This window comes from Telluria sp. ZB2R32 (genome assembly GCF_059685715.1).
This window is the reverse complement of sequence record NZ_JCASIG010000002.1, coordinates 753,396-770,709: the sequence shown is the minus strand read 5'-3', so window position 1 is coordinate 770,709 and position 17,314 is coordinate 753,396. Positions and strand designations below refer to the sequence as shown.

At 65.1% G+C, this 17,314-nt stretch carries 16 protein-coding genes; 5 read left to right on the top strand and 11 right to left on the bottom strand.

Going from position 1 to position 17,314, the window contains the following annotated elements; genetic code table 11:
• Positions 1–38: 38 nt before the first annotated feature.
• Positions 39–551 (bottom strand): flavin reductase family protein, encoded by a 513-nt coding sequence (locus tag AC56LG_RS08410; protein WP_497165644.1) that lies wholly within the window; start codon positions 549–551, stop codon positions 39–41.
• A 130-nt stretch (positions 552–681) separates the two neighbouring features.
• Here AC56LG_RS08410 and msrA point away from each other — a divergent pair, with 130 nt between their 5' ends.
• Positions 682–1,284 carry a peptide-methionine (S)-S-oxide reductase MsrA gene (msrA, locus tag AC56LG_RS08405; protein ID WP_497165643.1) on the top strand — a complete coding sequence of 201 codons (603 nt, stop codon included), beginning with the start codon at positions 682–684 and terminating at the stop codon, positions 1,282–1,284.
• A 44-nt stretch (positions 1,285–1,328) separates the two neighbouring features.
• Here the strand turns inward: msrA and AC56LG_RS08400 are convergent, their stop codons facing one another.
• Both AC56LG_RS08400 and pdxH read right to left on the bottom strand, forming a co-directional pair.
• Entirely contained in the window at positions 1,329–2,531 is a 1,203-nt protein-coding gene (locus AC56LG_RS08400) for a class I SAM-dependent methyltransferase (RefSeq protein WP_497165642.1), read from the bottom strand.
• 75 nt (positions 2,532–2,606) lie between these two features.
• Positions 2,607–3,809: a pyridoxamine 5'-phosphate oxidase gene (gene pdxH, locus AC56LG_RS08395; RefSeq protein ID WP_497165641.1), complete on the bottom strand. Its 1,203-nt coding sequence runs from the start codon at positions 3,807–3,809 to the stop codon at positions 2,607–2,609.
• An 88-nt stretch (positions 3,810–3,897) separates the two neighbouring features.
• Here pdxH and tcdA point away from each other — a divergent pair, with 88 nt between their 5' ends.
• From tcdA to cysK, 3 genes are all read left to right on the top strand, one after another.
• Positions 3,898–4,758 carry a tRNA cyclic N6-threonylcarbamoyladenosine(37) synthase TcdA gene (gene tcdA, locus AC56LG_RS08390; protein ID WP_497165640.1) on the top strand — a complete coding sequence of 287 codons (861 nt, stop codon included), beginning with the start codon at positions 3,898–3,900 and terminating at the stop codon, positions 4,756–4,758.
• Positions 4,759–4,833: 75 nt separating this feature from the next.
• On the top strand, positions 4,834–5,478 hold the full coding sequence (locus AC56LG_RS08385; protein ID WP_497165639.1) for an FKBP-type peptidyl-prolyl cis-trans isomerase: 645 nt from the start codon (positions 4,834–4,836) through the stop codon (positions 5,476–5,478).
• Positions 5,479–5,515: 37 nt separating this feature from the next.
• Positions 5,516–6,445 carry a cysteine synthase A gene (gene cysK / locus AC56LG_RS08380; RefSeq protein WP_497165638.1) on the top strand — a complete coding sequence of 310 codons (930 nt, stop codon included), beginning with the start codon at positions 5,516–5,518 and terminating at the stop codon, positions 6,443–6,445.
• 39 nt (positions 6,446–6,484) lie between these two features.
• Here the strand turns inward: cysK and AC56LG_RS08375 are convergent, their stop codons facing one another.
• From AC56LG_RS08375 to AC56LG_RS08360, 4 genes are all read right to left on the bottom strand, one after another.
• On the bottom strand, positions 6,485–7,906 hold the full coding sequence (locus AC56LG_RS08375) for an MBOAT family O-acyltransferase (RefSeq protein ID WP_497165637.1): 1,422 nt from the start codon (positions 7,904–7,906) through the stop codon (positions 6,485–6,487).
• Positions 7,907–7,916: 10 nt separating this feature from the next.
• The gene (locus tag AC56LG_RS08370) at positions 7,917–9,014 is read right to left on the bottom strand and encodes an SGNH/GDSL hydrolase family protein (protein ID WP_497165636.1); all 1,098 of its coding nucleotides are present in this window, start codon (positions 9,012–9,014) and stop codon (positions 7,917–7,919) included.
• A 169-nt stretch (positions 9,015–9,183) separates the two neighbouring features.
• Positions 9,184–10,152, bottom strand: coding sequence for a cation diffusion facilitator family transporter (locus AC56LG_RS08365; RefSeq protein ID WP_497165635.1), 969 nt, complete (start codon positions 10,150–10,152; stop codon positions 9,184–9,186).
• Positions 10,149–10,469 carry an ArsR/SmtB family transcription factor gene (locus AC56LG_RS08360; protein ID WP_497165634.1) on the bottom strand — a complete coding sequence of 107 codons (321 nt, stop codon included), beginning with the start codon at positions 10,467–10,469 and terminating at the stop codon, positions 10,149–10,151. Before AC56LG_RS08360 ends, AC56LG_RS08365 begins: the two co-directional genes overlap by 4 nt.
• Positions 10,470–10,833: 364 nt before the next feature.
• Between AC56LG_RS08360 and glf the strand changes: the two genes are divergently transcribed.
• Complete coding sequence (glf, locus tag AC56LG_RS08355) at positions 10,834–11,988, top strand: UDP-galactopyranose mutase (RefSeq protein ID WP_497165633.1); 1,155 nt, start codon at positions 10,834–10,836, stop codon at positions 11,986–11,988.
• A 224-nt stretch (positions 11,989–12,212) separates the two neighbouring features.
• Here the strand turns inward: glf and AC56LG_RS08350 are convergent, their stop codons facing one another.
• The 4 genes from AC56LG_RS08350 to AC56LG_RS08335 are packed head-to-tail and all read right to left on the bottom strand — an operon-like array spanning position 12,213 to position 17,226.
• Positions 12,213–12,878 carry a class I SAM-dependent methyltransferase gene (locus AC56LG_RS08350; RefSeq protein ID WP_497165632.1) on the bottom strand — a complete coding sequence of 222 codons (666 nt, stop codon included), beginning with the start codon at positions 12,876–12,878 and terminating at the stop codon, positions 12,213–12,215.
• 14 nt (positions 12,879–12,892) lie between these two features.
• Positions 12,893–15,745, bottom strand: coding sequence for a M16 family metallopeptidase (locus tag AC56LG_RS08345; RefSeq protein WP_497165631.1), 2,853 nt, complete (start codon positions 15,743–15,745; stop codon positions 12,893–12,895).
• Positions 15,746–15,790: 45 nt separating this feature from the next.
• Positions 15,791–16,744 carry a metallophosphoesterase family protein gene (locus AC56LG_RS08340; protein WP_497165630.1) on the bottom strand — a complete coding sequence of 318 codons (954 nt, stop codon included), beginning with the start codon at positions 16,742–16,744 and terminating at the stop codon, positions 15,791–15,793.
• Positions 16,744–17,226 (bottom strand): CinA family protein, encoded by a 483-nt coding sequence (locus AC56LG_RS08335; protein WP_497165629.1) that lies wholly within the window; start codon positions 17,224–17,226, stop codon positions 16,744–16,746. Before AC56LG_RS08335 ends, AC56LG_RS08340 begins: the two co-directional genes overlap by 1 nt.
• Positions 17,227–17,314: the final 88 nt, after the last annotated feature.

Below are 17,314 nucleotides of genomic sequence, written 5' to 3'. Positions count from 1 at the left end.
TCCGGCAAGCTGGCGCGATCCTCGTTAAATCCTGGCGATCAGCCCGGTGCGGTGGTGCCGAAGCGGCCGCCGTGGAACAGCAGGCCCGCCTGCGGCTGCACGGCGCACTCCTCGACTTCGCCGACGAAAATCACGTGGTCGCCTTCCGGATAGCGGCTGCGGTTGTGGCATTCGAACCAGGCCGCCACGCCTTTTAAAATCGGCAGGCCGGTGCGCGAGAGTTCGTAGTCGACGCCGTCGAAAGGATCGGTCTCGGTGCGGCGCGAGAAGCGCAATGCCAGCTCTTGCTGGCCGGCGGACAGGATATTGATGACGTAATGCGAATTGCCGCTGAAGACAGGCATGCTGTTGGCGCCCGCGCCCAGGCTCCACAGCACCAGCGGCGGATCGAGCGAGACCGAATTGAACGAGCTGGCGGTCAGGCCGCGGAAGCTGCCGTCGGCCAGCCGGGTCGTGATGACGGTCACGCCGGTCGCAAATTGCGACAGCGCCTGGCGGAAATGGGCCGAGTCGAAACCGCGCTCGGTGGCGCGGGGGGAGCGTGTGTTCATTGGTACCTTGGAAAGTTGCACGCTCATTATGCCACCGCCGCCTGCCGACCGTCGCGTGCGTGTGCTTTACAGCCTGTCCCGCAGCCTGTTGCGCCCTGCAGGACGCGGCGCTTTGCGTTAGCATCGGGCCATGACGATCGTGATGGGACAGACGATGAGCGAGCAAGCGGGGAATGGGGGAGCGGCGGAAGTGGCCATCCTCGGCGGCGGATGTTTCTGGTGCCTTGAGGCGGTGTACCTCGAGGTGCGCGGCGTCACGCGCGTCGAATCGGGCTACATGGGCGGACACGTGGTGAACCCGACCTACGAACAGGTCTGCGGCGCCGCGACCGGGCACGCCGAAGTCGTGCGGCTCGCATTCGATCCGGCGGTGATCACCTACCGCGACATCCTGCAGATCTTTTTCACCATCCACGATCCGACCACGCAAGACCGCCAGGGCAACGACGTCGGCCCGCAATACCGCTCCGTGATCTTCTACGAGAACCCGCAACAGGAAGCGACCGCGCGCCAGGTGATGGCGGAGATGGCCGCGGTGTGGGACGCGCCGATCGTGACCCAGATCGTGCCGGGCGAAACCTGGTACAAGGCCGAGGACTATCACCAGAATTACTATGCGCAGCACCCGATGCAGGGGTATTGCGCGTTCGTGGTGGCGCCGAAGGTGGCGAAGTTTCGCCAGACGTTTTCGCACTGGAGCAGGGTGGCCGGCTCCACCGGGGTGCTTGAATAAGCCGCGGCTTCGGCGCCGCCCAGCCTACGTCCTGCTGCACGCGTTTATGGGTACATGTACTTCCGCGACCACGGAATCTGCCCCGGGTCTTCTCCCGCTTTCGCCCCGACGATCTGGTACAGGCTGATCCAGTCGTGGGCAAAGGCATAGGCGCAGCCGGCGAGGTAGACGTGCCAGATGCGCAGGCGCCTGGCGTCGGTCAGCGTGCCGATGGTCTCCAGCCGGTTCTCGAAATTCTCGGTCCACAGGGTGCAGGTGCGCGCGTAGTGGCGACGCAGGTTTTCGACGTCGCGCACTTCCAGCCCGCCCTGCTGCATCGCCTTGATGACCGTCGACAGGTGCGCCAGCTCTCCCTGCGGGAACACGTACTGGTCGATGAATTCGCCGCCGCCGTAGGGCGTGGCGCGGGCGGCGACGTCGGTGGTGGTGATCCCGTGGTTCATGACCACGCCGCCCGGCGCCAGCAGGGCATTGATCCTGGCAAAATATGCGGGTAGGTGCTGCAGGCCCACGTGCTCGAACATGCCGACGCTGGTGATGCGCTCGAATTCGCCGTCGAGGTCGCGGTAATCCTGCAGGCGGATCTCAACTTGTCCCTGGAGGCCAGCCTGCACCACCCGTTCGCGCGCCAGATCGGCCTGGTTTTCCGACAGCGTGATGCCGACGCAGCGGGCGCCGAACCGCTGCGCCGCGCGGATCGCCAGCGCGCCCCAGCCACAGCCGATGTCGAGCAGGCGCTGGCCCGGACGCAGGTCGATTTTGCGCAGGATGTGGTCGATCTTTTTCAGCTGGGCGCCGGCCAGGTCTTCGCTGCCGTCCTCGAAATAGGCGCACGAATACACCATGTTCGGATCGAGCCAGGCGGCGTAGAACGCGTTGGACACGTCGTAGTGGTAGCGGATCGCCTCGGCATCGCGGGCGCGCGTGTGCCGGGACAGCAGGCGCAGCGGATTCGGCGGGCGGTTCGCGCTGCCCTTGGCGGCGGCCAGTTCGCTGCCGATGCGGATCATGTCGGCGGCGCGGCCGCGGATTTCGAGCGCGCCCTCGACATAGGCGCGGCCCAGGTTGTACAGGGTAGGAGAGAGCAGGTAGCGCAGGCTCGACGGCTTGGGCACGCGGATGGTGACGCGCGGCGGCTCGGATGAAAAGTCGAGATGCTCGCCGTTCCACAGTTCCACACGCAGGGGCAGCGACAACTGGCTGCGCAGGCCCGCACTCCAGGCGCTGAGTTTCAACGCATCGAACATGATGACCTCCGGCGGTCCGCATGCGCCGGCAGGTGTGCGCCGGCGCCGAACCTGCCGGATGGAAGCGGCAGGTTCCTAGGGTTGCAAACGTTGCCGTGTCCAGCTGCCGTCTTCCTGCCGCGTGTAGACGATGCGGTCATGGAAACGCGAACGGCGCCCTTGCCAGAATTCGATGCGCTCGGGCACCAGGCGGAAGCCTCCCCAGTTGGACGGCCGCGCCGGCGCGTCGCCCGCCGTGGCGGCGACCGCTTCGTAATTCCGTTCCAGGGCCGCGCGGTTGTCGATCGGCGCGCTCTGCTGGGAGGCGATCGCCGACAGGCGGCTCTTCAACGGCCTGCTACCGAAATACTTGTCGCTTTCTTCTGCCGAGGTCGTCTCGACCCGGCCTTCGATCCGAACCTGGCGTTCAAGTTCGCTCCAGAAGAATAGCAGTGCTGCATAAGGATTGGCGCGCAATTCCTGGGCTTTTCGGCTGTCGTAGTTGGTGTACCAGGTGAAACCGCGTGCATCGAATTGTTTTACCAACACGATGCGCGAACTCGGGCGGCCATCGGCAGCAACCGTGGCCACGTTCATCGCATTCGGTTCGTTGACTTGCGCCTTGATCGCCTGCTCGAACCACTGCGTAAACTGCTGCATCGGGTCGTCCAGCACCTCGTCTTCGTTCAGGCTGGCCTGGCCGTAATCCTTGCGCAGATCGGCCACCGCATCGCCGATGGCCGGCGCCGGCGCCGGTGCCGCGTCGTCGACGATCCCGCGGCGGCGCTGCATGGACGTGCCGAGCCGGGTCATCTGTTCCGGCGTGAACAGGCGCATGGCCATCGGCGCCATCGTGCTTTCCTCGCGCTCCATGTGCGCCGTGTAGCGCTGGACAAAGCGCTGCACGTTCGAGGCCGTCAGGATGGCGGCGCTGCCGTCGGCAATCGCCGTCAGCTGTTCGTGCAGATCCTGCCACAAGGCATCCATGTCCTTGTGGTCTTGCAGGATGATCGGCGCCAGCGCCTGCAGCGTGGCGGCATCTTCCCCTTGCGCCACGGCGCGCAGCATCGGAATCAAGTCTTGCTCTTCGTCGTCGTGGTGCAGGTGCGCGGCCTTCTCGAAATACTTCAGCACGGCGCCGGCCGCCTGGCGCGCGGCCTCGTCGGCACCGTGTTCGGGCAGGTGCGACAGCAGCCGCTCGAGGGTGGCGAGCTGCTTGCGGATGCGGCCGTGGCAGTGCTTGAGCACGGCGATCGGCTGGTCGAAACCGGGTGCCGTATCAGGAAGGAAATCGTTCATGTGCGTATTTTTAACAGAGGGAAGTTTTTTGATTGACAGAGCGCTATTTTAGTGCGGACGCGAAAGACCGGTCCGGTAAAATGACCGGATGAACTCGATTGATACCCCACTCTTTTCGGCGCCGCACGGCGATGACATCGACTTTGCGCGCCGCTTCGGCGGTGTTGGCCGCCTCTACGGCGAGCGTGCCTTGGAACGTTTCAAGGCGGCGCACGTTTGCGTGATCGGCGTCGGCGGCGTCGGTTCCTGGCTGGTCGAAGCACTGGCACGCAGCGCCATCGGCCACCTGACCCTGATCGACCTCGACAACGTGGCCGAATCGAACATCAACCGCCAGATCCAGGCGGTTACAAGCACCATCGGCCAGCCGAAGATCGAGGCGCTGCGCGAACGCATCGCCCAGATCAATCCGTTTTGCCAGGTCACCCTGGTCGAGGATTTCATCGAGCCGGACAATATTGCGCAGATGATCGGCGGCAAGGGTTTTGATTACGTGGTCGATGCCATCGACAGCGTCAAGGCCAAGGCCGCGCTGATCGCGTTTTGCCGCGAACAGGGCATCCCGCTGCTGACCAGCGGCGGCGCCGGCGGCCAGCTCGATCCGACCAGGATCGAAGTGCGCGACCTGGCCCGCACCGAGCAGGAACCGCTGCTGAAAAAGGTGCGCAAGGTGCTGCGCGCGCAGTACGGTTTTTCACGCGGCGAGAAGCAGAAATACCATATCGACGCCGTGTTTTCGATGGAACCGCTGCGCTATCCGGAAGCGGAAGATGCCTGCGAGATCGAGTCGAGCATCACCGGCCTGAATTGCGCGGGCTTCGGTTCGAGCATGGTGGTCACGGCCAGCTTCGGCATGATCGCGGCGGCTCACATTCTGCGCAAGCTGGCGGAGGCGGCAGTTGCACCTTCCGCGGATGCGGTGGCGCCGGCGGAGTTTGTAAGCATCTGAGTCCACGCTGGGCAGCGCGCCCCGGGCTTGCTATGATCGGATATCGGTTGAAATCCTGTCATTGAAAGAGCTCACATGATGCATCGTACTACCTTCGTTGCCCTGCTGCTGGCGGCTGCCGCCGCCCACGCCCAACAGCCTGTCCCGGCCAATGCACCGGCCACTGCTGTCACTCCCGCCGCCGCCGACCAGGCGGCCACCGCCGTGCGCCAGCAGGGCGTGCAAAGCGCCGCCGACCAGGCCGCCGATGCTTCGCAGCAAGCAGCCGGCCAGGCGGCCGCCACCACCGACACGTCCAGCGCCGCCCAGGCGGCCGCTGCCGCGCAGGCGGCCCAGCCGGTGCCGCCGGCGGCGCCCACGACTTCGGGTCCCCAGCTCGAGATCGTCGACCGCGTGGTCGGCAAGGGCAGGGAAGCGGGCCTGGGCAGCGTGGTGCGGGTCAACTACACGGGCTGGTTCCACAAGCCGCTGACGCTCAACGGCCGCGGCCGCAAATTCGATTCCTCGCTCGACAATGGCCGCGATCCGCTCGAGTTCCGCCTCGGCGCCGGCCAGGTCATCAAGGGCTGGGAGCAGGGCGTGGCCGGCATGAAGGTCGGCGGCAAGCGCACCCTGATCATTCCGAGCCACCTCGCCTACGGCAGCCGCGGCGCGCCGGGCGGATCGATTCCGCCGAATACAGACCTGATTTTTGACGTGGAACTGCTCGGCGTGAAGTAATCCCGGCGTAAGTAATTCAACCAGCACGGAGGACGGCATGCGTATTGCGAACGATGTTACTGAACTGATCGGCAACACTCCCCTCGTCAGGATCCGCAAGCTGGCGCCGGGCGGGGCGGAAATCCTGGCCAAGCTCGAGTTCCACAATCCCGCGCACAGCGTCAAGGACCGCATCGGCCTGTCGATGATCCAGGCGGCGGAAGCAGCCGGCAAGATCGGCCCCGACACCGTCGTCGTCGAGCCCACCAGCGGCAACACCGGTATCGCGCTGGCGATGGTCTGCGCCGCGCGCGGCTACCGCTGCAAGCTGGTCATGCCCGACACCATGAGCAACGAGCGGCGCATGCTGCTGCGCGCGTATGGCGCCGAACTGGTGCTCACGCCCGGCTCCGAGGGCATGCTGGGCGCGATCCGCCGCGCCGAGGAGCTCGTCGCCGGCGACCCGCGCGCCTTCATGCCGCAGCAGTTCAACAATCCCGCTAACCCGGAGGTGCACCGCCGCACGACCGCCGAGGAAATCTGGCGCGACACCGACGGCAAAGTGGACATCGTCGTCGCCGGTGTCGGCACCGGCGGCACCATCACCGGCGTCGGCGAAGTGCTGAAGGAGAGAAAACCCGGCTTCCAGGCCATCGCGGTCGAACCCGAAGCCTCGCCGATGCTCTCGAAAGGAACCAAAGGCCCGCACCCGATCCAGGGCATCGGCGCCGGCTTCGTGCCGCAAGTGCTGAACACCGCCATCTACGACGAAATCATCACCGTCAGCAACGACAATGCCTTCGAGACGGCGCGCGCCGCCGCCCGCGAAGAAGGGTTGTTGGTCGGAATCTCCTCGGGCGCCGCCTTGTGGGCGGCGATGCAGGTGGCGCGGCGGCCGGAAAATGCGGGCAAGACGATCGTGACGATCATTCCGTCGTTCGGCGAGCGCTATTTGAGCACCGCGCTGTTCGCGAACCTGGCAGGCTAAGACATCGTCCAGGCGCATACACATGCGCCTGGAGGCTTCTTAAAAGCGGAAGTAGATGAAGCCGCCGTTACTTTGCGTAAAGACGACCGCAAGGTAGAGCACACCGACGAAAGCCACCCCGATTTTCCATTCCGCGCCGCCGGCGAGCGCGCGCATCGCCGTGTCGCGCCAGCGCAGCGGCGAGAAATGCATCAGCGCCGCCGTGAACAGGGCGATCGCCGCCGCTTTCGACAGCGGGAAGGCCAACGCTGGCGAGTCGAACATGAGCGTCAAATAAGTGCTGGCCGAAGCAAAATCCGGACTGCGGAACAGGATGCGCGACAGCACGACAATCGAAAAAACGAAGGCGATGCGCAGCACCAGCGCGCCGCCGCGGTATTCCTTCGGAGGCAGGTTGTGCAGCGTACGGTAGTCTTTCTTGTAGCGTTCGCGCGCCACCAGCGAACCATGGATCAGGCCATACAGGACGAAGTTCATCCCGGCCCCGTGCCATAAACCGATCGCCACGAAGACGATCAGCAGGTTGATTGCCACCGGCGCGTTCCACGAGCTGGCCAGCGGAATGTACAGGTAGTTGCGGAAGAACGAGGACATCGTGATGTGCCAGCGGCGCCAGAACGCACCGATGCTCGTTGCCATATAAGGCCGGTTGAAATTGCTCGGCAACTCATACCCCAGCATGCGCGCCGCGCCGATGGCAATGTCCGAGTAGCCGCTCAGGTCGAGGTACACCTGGAAGCTGTAGCCGACCAGCGCCACCCACAGGAAGGGAGAGGAATAGGCCGCCGGGTCGGCGAAGGCCGGGTTGACCAGGTGCGTGCCGAGGATATCGCCCAGCACCACTTTCTTGAACACGCCGAGCATGATCAGGGCCAGGCCGTCGAAGCGCTGGTCAGCGCTCACGCGCGGCGCCGGCGTCGCCAGTTGCGGCAAGAACTGCGCCGCGGGCACGATCGGACCGGCCAGCAGGCGCGGGAAGAAGGCGATAAATAGGGAAAAGTCGAGCAGGCCGAAAGGGCGCTTCAGGCGGCCGTAATACAGGTCGATCGGGTACGAGAGCGCCTGGAAGGTCATGAAGGAAATGCCGACCGGGAGCAGGACCTCGACATACGGCACCAGACTATTACCGCCGAACCAGTGTGCCAGCGAGTTGATCATCTCGCCGAAGAAGTTGAGGTACTTGAAGTAGCCAAGAATGCCCACGCTGAGCAGCACCGCGCCCCATACGCCCGCCCGTTTCAGCCGGATCGAGTCTGCCCGCGCCACCAGCGCGCCGGCGCCGAAGTTGATCGCGGTGAGCGCAATGAGCAAGCCGAGAAAACGCCAGTTAAGGGTCGCATAAAAATAATAGCTGGCCAGCGTCAACATCGCTTTTTGCCAGTCGTGGCGGCCCTGCAGCATCCGGTGGACCACCAGGACGACGGTAAAGAAAATCAGATACGACGCTTCGGTAATTTGCACGCTGAACCTATCAGTGGGGAAGAACGCCGGTCAGGGCCTGGTGGATGATTTCGGCCGCCCGGTGGTCGCCCTTTTGCGTGAAGTGATTGGCGTCGACAAAATACTGGCGTCCGCTCGGCATGTTCGCCGCGATGTCGATCACCTTGACCTTGTGCCGCTCGGCCACGTCGACGATGGCCTGGTTGAACATCTCGCTCGCCTTGTGCAGGCCGTCGAGGTTCATGCAGCTATGGAAGAACAGCGTCGAGGCCGCCAGTTTTTCCGCTTCGGCAGCGGGCACGCCCCTGTACGAGCGCGCGGTGGTCAGCAGGACCGGCGTAATGTTGGCCTTTTTGAGCTTGGTCACGATGCGGTCGAGCGTGGCTGGATACTCGGCCGGGAAATATTTTGCTGGATCGACAATGCCGAGCCGGATCGGCGGTTCGCGTACCAACAGTGTATTTTTCGAAATTAATTGCCGCGACAGGGTCCAGTCGGGCAGGTCGGCCACCGGCGCTGCGCGCGCTTCGCCTTTGGCGGCGCGCGTGGCGCCGCAGATCGCGCCCAGGTCGTTCAGGCCCGAATAGATCAGCATTGTCGACGGCGCCTGCCTGATCAGGGCGCGGTCGATCAGGTCTTCGATGTCCTTGATCTTGTAGCCTTCGACGCCAGCATTGACGACGTTGACCGGGCCGGGCATGGTCTTGCGCAAGGCGGTTTGCAGCTGGCCGGGGAAGGTCAGTTCATTGGTCTTCGAATAGGCCCCGGCGACGGTCGAAGCGCCGGCGACGATGACCCGATATTCGCCCGGTGCGCGCCGCGGTGCGATTTCGGGACTGCGAAAACCGTGCGAATTGGTCACGAAACGGTAGTCGGGGTCCGGCCGTTTCAGGGTGTAGTTCGGCCGGTAAGTGCGCATCCCATAGGTGTCGTTCATCGCGACGACCGTCTCGCCGGAGGCGAGCGCGGCCGCACTACGTCCAGTTTTCAGGTAGCTGCGTACCTGCAGGGTCGTTTCGCCGAGTACCAGGCTGCCCAGCACGACCGCCAGCGTGATCCTGAAGCGGCGCGGCCGCGCGGTCTTTAATGCGGGCGCGCGCGCAGGCGCCGAAATCGACAGATGTTCCATACGGATGGGAAAAGGAAAGGAGCGCATGGATATGCGCGCAACATATCGGCATTATTACACTTAAGAAAATGATATTTCTGAAAATATATTGAAAATCATCAACTTTGTTGATTTTTTGCCACACTGATATGCATGCGTTACGCCAGGGGCCCTTGTCCTGCCAACCGTCTTAAGTCTGTGCGCCCAGGGCGCAGCCGTGTTCGAGCGTTCCCTGCTCGATCTGCAGCGTACAGTGGTGAATTGCGCAATTCTTGCGTAGCGCGGCGACGATCTCTTCGACCACGCGGTCCCCCGGATAACCCTCCGGCATCACCAGGTGCGCGGTCAGCGCCGTTTCGGTCGTGCTCATCGCCCAGATGTGCAGGTCATGCACACCGGCCACGCCGGGCTGCGCGGCGAGAAAGCGCGTGATCGCGGGCGCGTCGACGTTGGCGGGCACGCCCGCCATCACCAGCCGCAGCGATTCGCGCAGCAGCGACCAGGTGCCGACCACGATCACCAGCACGATCAGCAAGCTCACCAGCGGGTCGAGCCAGGTCCAGCCAGTGCCCATGATGACCAGTCCCGAGATCACCACGCCGAGCGAGATCGCGGCGTCGGCCGCCATGTGCAGGTAGGCGCCGCGGATGTTCAAATCTCCCTTGCTGCCGGCCATGAACAGCCAGGCCGAGAAGCCGTTGATGGCCACGCCGATCGCCGCCACCACCGACACGGTGACGCCTTCCACCGGCGCCGGCGCCGCGAAGCGGTGCAGGGCTTCCCAGGCGATCGCACCGCAGGCGAACAGCAGCAGCAAGGCATTGCCCAGCGCCGCCAGGATCGACGAACCGCGCAAACCATAGGTGTAGTGCGCGCTCGGGGCGCGCTTGGCCAGCACCGCCGCGCCCCAGGCCAGCACCAGCCCCAGCACATCGGACAGGTTGTGCCCGGCATCGGCCATCAGCGCGGTCGAGTGGGCGAGGAAACCATAGACGAATTCGATGGCGACGAAGATGGCATTGATGCCGATCGCCAGCGCAAAGGCGCGCCCGTGGCCGGGTTCGGGGACGTGGTGGTGATGATGGCCGTGGCCATGGCCGTGACTGTGGCCGTGGCCGTGCTGGTGCTCATGGTGATCGTGGGTGTGGTCGTGGCTCATGCGTCCATTCCGTTGGTGGGTTCGGCGATGTGCTCGAACATGGTGGCGAGCAGGGTGCTGATGTGGGCGTCGGCGGCGGCGTAGAACACCTGCTTGCCCTGGCGCTCGGCTTTCACGATGCGCGCCGCGCGCAGCAGGCGCAAATGGTGGCTCACGAGCGAGCTCGACAGTGCAAGCGTGGCGGCAATGTCTCCCACCGCCGTCGGCTGCGCCAGGCAGGCCAGCACGATGCGCAGGCGGGTTGGATCGCCCAGCAGGTGGAACAGGTCGGCCAGCTGGTCGATGGCGTCGTCGGGCGTGTCGGGTCTGGTCATCATTAACATGTGAATAGATGTTCACATGTTAGATCAGACTGCTCGGTTCGGCAAGTCAATGTCTGCTGAAAACCAGTCTGGGTGCGCGTTTCGGCCGAGTTCGGCAAGCCGCGCCGCCCCTGTCAATCGAACAGGGGTAAACCCGCAAGCCAGCATATAATTGTCGGTGTATTAATAAATAGAACGGCCAGGCTCTGTCGAAGCGTGTCATAAGAAAATTTCCAAAGCTCAGCAAATCGGCGTAGTTCGGTGCCATCTGTCGGCCGTTTGAATTAACACGCGGAAATACATTTGAGGTTCGGTCCAGCCAGGTATTGGACTGTGCCTCCCGCGTTCATCACCAATCAACAGTTTAGGATAGACACACATGAACAAGAAAATCGCCATTGTCGGCGCTGGATTTTCCGGAGCTGTGATTGCCAACCAGCTTGCTGCAGCTGGCTATACCGTCGAAGTCTTCGAATCGCGTTCCCATATCGCAGGTAACTGCCACTCCGAGCGCGATGCCGAAACCGGCGTCATGCTGCACGTATACGGCCCCCACATCTTCCACACCGACAACGAGCGTGCCTGGGAATTCGTGAACCGCTACGCCGAGTTCAAACCGTACGTGAACCGCGTCAAAGCCATCACCAAGGGCCAGGTGTTCACCCTGCCGATCAACCTGCTGACGATCAACCAGTTCTTCAATAAAACGATGGGTCCGGCCGAAGCGGAAGAATTTCTGGCCTCGCTGGGCGACAAGTCGATCGTCGACCCACAGACCTTCGAAGAGCAGGCGCTGCGTTTCGTCGGCCGCGAACTGTATGAAGCCTTCTTCAAGACCTATACGGTCAAGCAGTGGGGCCTGGAGCCGAGCGAACTGCCGGCCAGCATCCTGAAACGCCTGCCGGTGCGCTTCAACTACGACGACAATTATTTCAGCCACAAGTACCAGGGCATGCCGGCCGACGGCTACACGGCGCTGGTCGAAAACATCATCAACGTGCCGGGCGTGACCGTGCACCTGAATACCCGTTTCGATCCGGACGTGAAGTCCGAGTACGAACACGTCTTCTACAGCGGCCCGATCGACGCCTGGTTCAAGCACGCCGAAGGCCGCCTGCCATACCGCACGCTCGACTTCGAAACTTTCCGCGCCACCGGCGACTACCAGGGCAACGCGGTCATCAACTACTGCGACGACGCCCAGCCCTATACCCGCATCACCGAGCACAAGCACTTCTCGCCGTGGGAAAAGCACGAAAAGACTATCTGCTACAAGGAATACAGCCGCCAGTGCGAAGAGAAGGACATCCCCTACTATCCGATCCGCCTGGCGCGCGACAAGCAGCAGCTCGAGCTGTACGTCAACCTGGCGAAGAAGGAACCGAACGTCACCTTCGTCGGCCGACTCGGTACCTACCGCTACCTGGATATGGACGTCACGATCAACGAAGCGCTGATCACGGCCGATAAATTCCTGGCGTGCGCGCAGGAGAAGGCAGCGATGCCGGCGTTCGTCATCGATCCGCTGGCCTGATCGAGATAGTGCAGGAATCAAAGCCCGTCGCATGACGGGCTTTTTTGTACCCGCAATATCAAAAAATGGCGATGACGGTTGTGCACTGTAGGGTGGGCACTCGTGCCCACGCGGTACGACAGGTGAGAGCCCGCGACCACGTAGCAATCGTTAGCGGTTGCGGGCAGCGTTATACCAGCGCATCGGCACGACCGCGTGGGCACAAGTGCCCACCCTACGAGGTGTTAATCCGGCAGCTGGCCCATCAGAATCAAGGACACCGGTTTGCCGGTTTCGGGGTGAACGGGTTCGCGCAGGCTTGTCACACGCAGGCCGCTGTCGACGAACAGGCTGACCCAGCTCGCCAGCGTGCGGAAATACCAGGGCGCCGGATCGGTAAAATCGCTGCTGAAACCGGCCCAGCTGCCTGCGCGCCAGCCGTCGACATAGGGCGCATCGCCGCAGGAGATGAGCGGATGCACGGTTTGCACGATCAGCGTGCCGCCGGGACGCAGGTAGCTCGGCGCCGCGCGCAGCAGGCCGGCCGTGGCGGCTTCGCCGATGAGCGAAAAATTGCAGACGGCGATATCGACCGCGAGCTGCAAGTGGCCGGCCGCGATCTCTTCATACGACATCACCCGAAACTCGCCGCCGCCACCAGAACGCGCCGCCTCGACCAGGCCGGCAATCGCATCGACGCCGACCATCTCCACTTCCGGCAGCGCGCGCACCAGCCAGCCTTCGCCGCAGCCGAGGTCGACGCCGGTGCGTGGCGCGCGGGAGCGCACCGCGTCGACGATGGCCGCATCCGTCACCAGCGCGCGGCTGGCGATTTCCTTGCCGCGCACGGCGGCTACCCACGGATCGGTGTTGCGCGACCAGGACTGCAGGATTTTTTCATCGGTCAGCACGCTGGTCTCCTCCTTCATGGCCGTGGTTGGCCTTCACGCAGTTGCCCTTCACTATCGCGCACCTCGACCGGCCCCAGTTTCAGCTTGTCGAGCTGCGGCGCGATCTTCTTGCGCTCGCCCACGGCGACGACCGTCAGCCGCGCCGGATCGAGGTAGCGCCTGGCAGCCGCCTGCACGTCGGCCGCGCTGACGGCGGCCAGGCGCGCCGGCAGGGCGCTGTAGTAATCGAGCGGCAGGTCGAACACGAAGGCTTCGGCCAGGCTGGCGCCGATGTCGGCGTTCGTCTCGAACCGGTTCGGCAGCGACAGTAGTTCGGCATTGCGCGCGCCCGCCAGTTCGGCCGGCGCCAGCGGCTGGTCGATCATCGCCTGCGCTTCCTTTAACAGTTCGCTCACCGACGCTCCGGTGACGTTGGCGCGCACGCTGCCGGCGATGATGAACGGGCCCGGCGCGCGGTCATACCTGAAACCCGAGTAGACGCCATAGGTATAGCCCTTGTCTTCGCGCAGGTTCTGGTTGATGCGGCTGGTGAACAGGCCGCCGAAGGCGGCGTTCATGACCTCGAGCGCCGGATACAGCGGTGTCTTGCGCTCGGCGGCGAGGGCAGTCAGGCGCAGCGCCGTCTGGCCGGCGCCCGGCTGGTCGACCAGCACCACGCGCGCTTCGGTCGTGGCCGGCCTGGCAGCTACCGGCGGCGGCACCGGCGCGCTCTTCCAGGCGCCGAAACGCGCCTCGGCCAGCGCCTTGAGGTCGCCCTGCGCGATGTCGCCCGCCACCACCAGCGCCGCATTGCCCGGCACGTAGTGGCGGCGCCAGAAGCCGATCAGGTCTTCGCGCGTGACGGCGCGGATCGCCGGTTCGGTGCCCAGCTGGCCGTAACCATACGGGTGGCGCGGGCCGTACAGGGCGCCGGCGGCGGCCAGCGCCGCGATCAGTTCGGGGTCGTCGCGTTGCTGCATCAACTCGCCCAGGCGGCTGGCGCGCTGGCGCTCGACTTCCGCGGTCGGAAAGGCCGGGTGCTGCACGACGTCGGCCAGCACGGCGAGCGCGGCGTCGAAGTTGGCGCGCAGCGACAGCAGCGAGACGCTGGAACCGCCGGTGCTGCTGTCGGCATCCATGAAGGCGCCCAGTTGCGCGATTTCGTCGGCGATGCGCGGCGCGCTGCGGGTGGCGGTCCCCTCGGTCAGCATCTGTGCCGTAAAACCGGCCAGGCCGGGCAGCGCGGGAGGATTGGCGTCCGAGCCGCTGCGCACCACCAGTTCGGCCGACACCAGCGGCAGCGCCGGGTTGTAATGGTGGATCACGGTCAGGCCGTTGGCGAGTTTAAAACTTTCGCCTTGCGGCAGTTTCATGCGCGGGGCCGGCCCCGCTTGCGGCATCTGCGCGCGCCAGGCTTCGGCTTCGTTGATGCCGCCGATGCCGGGGCCGGGGCGGGCTTTCGGCGGCTTCGGCGCCGGCGGATCGGGCGGCAGGTCGGGAATGCCGGGCACGCCGGCGACCAGCACGCGCGCACGCGGCTGTAGCCAGGTGCGCACCGCGCGCTGGACGTCGGCCGCCGTGATGCTGCGCAGGCGCGCCACGTCCTGCGCCAGGTAGCCGGGGTCGCCGGTGTACTGGTTGTAGTGGTTGAGCTGGTCGGCCAGGCCGTCGCCGCCCAGTTTTTCGAGCGAACTGACGATCGCCGTCTCGATCTGGTTGCGCGCGCGCGTGACCTCCGCTTCGGTCGGACCCTGGTCGCGCAGGGCGGCCAGTTCGGCGTCGATCGCCTTTTCGAGTTCGGCAGGGGTGTGGCCGGCGCGCGCCGTCACCTCGATCAGGAAGGCGGACGTGAGTGCGCGCGCATCCTGGTTGGCGTCGACGTCCTGGGCGATCTGGTTCTCGTAGACCAGCGATTTGTACAGCCGGCTCGACTTGCCGCCGGCGAGGATTTGCGCGGCGACCGCCAGTTCGGCGTCGCCCGGCTGGTAGGCGGGCGGCGTGAGCCAGCCCATGTACACGCGCGGCAGTTCGACCCGGTCCGGCACCACCAGGCGCCGCTCGGCGGTGATCGGCGGCGTTTTCACTTGCGGCCGCTGCACGGCCGGACCGCGGCGCAGGCTGCCGAAATACTTCGCCACCAGCGCCCGCGTTTTCACCTTGTCGATGTCGCCGGCGATCACGATGCTGGCGTTGTTCGGGCCGTAGTAGCGCGTAAAGAAATCGCGCACGTCGGCCAGCTTCGCGTTCTGGATATCGGCGTGCGAACCGATCACCGAGGCGCGATAGGGGTGGTCTTGCGGGAACAGCGCGTGGTTCAGCGCTTCTTCGACAATGCCGTAGGGTTCGTTCTCGACCGTGTCGCGCCGCTCGTTGCGCACCACGTCCTGCTGGTTGGTCAGCGATTTTTGATCGAGCACGTCGAGCAGGTAGCCCATGCGGTCGGCATGCACCCACAGCGCCAGTTCGAGCTGGTTCGAGGGCACGGTATCGTAGTAATTGGTGCGGTCGTAGTCCGTGCTGCCGTTGCTGTCGCTGGCGCCGGCGCCTTCCATCAGGCGGTCGGCCAGGCCGCGCGGGAGGTGCTTGCTGCCGGCGAACATCATGTGCTCGAACAGGTGGGCGAAGCCGGTCAGGCCCGGCACCTCGTTGGCCGGGCCGACGTGGTACCAGACGTTCACCGCCACCAGCGGCAGGCGCTTGTCTTCGACCAGGATCACCTGCAAGCCATTGGGCAGCGTGTACTTGTCGAAGGCGATGTTCGGGATGCCGGTTAGCGTCGTTTCGGTGGCCGCAGCCGAGCTGGCGGCGCTGCCCCCGCCGCCCTGCGCGCCGGCGCCGTTGAGGGCGGCCATCAGCAGCGATGCGGCAACCAGTGGGCGGGTTTTCATGTAATGCTCCAAAAGAATAGGGTGATGCGAATAGATCGGTGACGCTTAATGGCAGCGCGCGCTGCCGCGGTCCGGCGGCGAGGCGTTCGGTAGCTGAGGTGGGGTCGCTTCCAGGAATTCCCAGTCGTAGCCGCCCGCATATAGCCGCAGGCGCAGCACGCCGTTGCGGCTGGCGTCGCGGGTTTCGCTGTTGGCGCGCCAGCGCAGGAAGGGCGTCGGATAGGCGCCGCCGGTGCCGACCACGAACTGGCGCAGGCCGCGTGGATCGGCTTTTCCGTGCGCGTCCTGCGGCGCGAAGCGCTCGTAGTCGTGGTCATGGCCGGACAACACCAGCTCGGCGCCGGCCTGCTGCAACAGCACCCAGGCGGCGCGCATCGTCGGCACGCTGCCGTGGCCGCCCGAACTGTACAGGGGATGATGCCAGAATGCCAGCGTGCAGGGCGGCGCATCCGCGCTGGCCGCAGTGTCGCGTGTCAGTTCGTCTTTCAGCCAGGCCAGCTGGCGCGCCTGGGCGGCGCCCTTCAGGTTGCTGTCGAGCGAATAGATGCGCCACTGGCCCAGGCGCAGGCTGTAATAGCCGCGCCCGGCGCGTTTGCCGAAATAGGCGAAGTAGGGCGCCGCATCCTTCGTGTAGTACTCGTGGTTGCCGGGAGAAGGCCAGGTGCGCTCCTTGAAGCGGCCCCAGGTCGGATCGTAGCAGTTGGCGAATTCGCTGGCGGTGCCGCGCGGATAGGTGTGGTCGCCCAGGGTCAGCACGACCGCCTGCGGGTCGGCGGCCAGTCCGGCGCCGACCACGGCGGCCGTGTCGGCGGCGCCCGACCAGCGCGGGTCGGGATGCTTGCAGCGGGCGATGTCGCCGACGGCGTACACGGTCTGGATGTGGGGAACACCCGCGGACGGCGCGGCAGCAGGTGTGGCAAATGCAGCACAGGCGCCTGCCGCCGCCGCCGCACCCAGCACCCAGGCGGGCAGCGAGGCGCCTGGTTGGCGCCGCCTCACTATTCAATAAAGCGCAACAGCCCGCGCAGCGCATGCGCCACGGTCTGCTCGCGCACGGCCTGGCGGTCGCCCTGGAACACCAGGCGTTCGGTATGGGTGGTGTCGCCGCGTGCCCAGCCGAAACAGACGGTGCCGACCGGTTTGCCCGGTACCGCGCCGGTCGGGCCGGCAATGCCGGTGGTGGAAACGGCAACGTCGGCGTTGCTGTTGGACAGTGCGCCCTCGGCCATGGCGCCCGCAACCTCTTCGCTGACCGACCCGAACTGGGCGATCAGCGCCGCCGGCACGTCGAGCATTTCCGTTTTCGAGGAATTCGAATAGGTCACGAACCCGCATTCGAACCAGCCGGTCGAGCCGGCGATTTCGGTGACCGCCTGCGACACGCCGCCGCCGGTACAGGATTCGGCCGTTGCCAGCACCAGGCGTTTGGCTTGCAGCGCCATGCCCACTTTCGTTGCAAGATCGATCAAGTCGTTCGTCACGTGCAGCTCCTTCAGGTGGCGCCGGGCGCACCCGGCGGCGCGACAGCGGGTGGCCGCGCGTGATTCATTCTAGCGCGCCGCGCTGCCG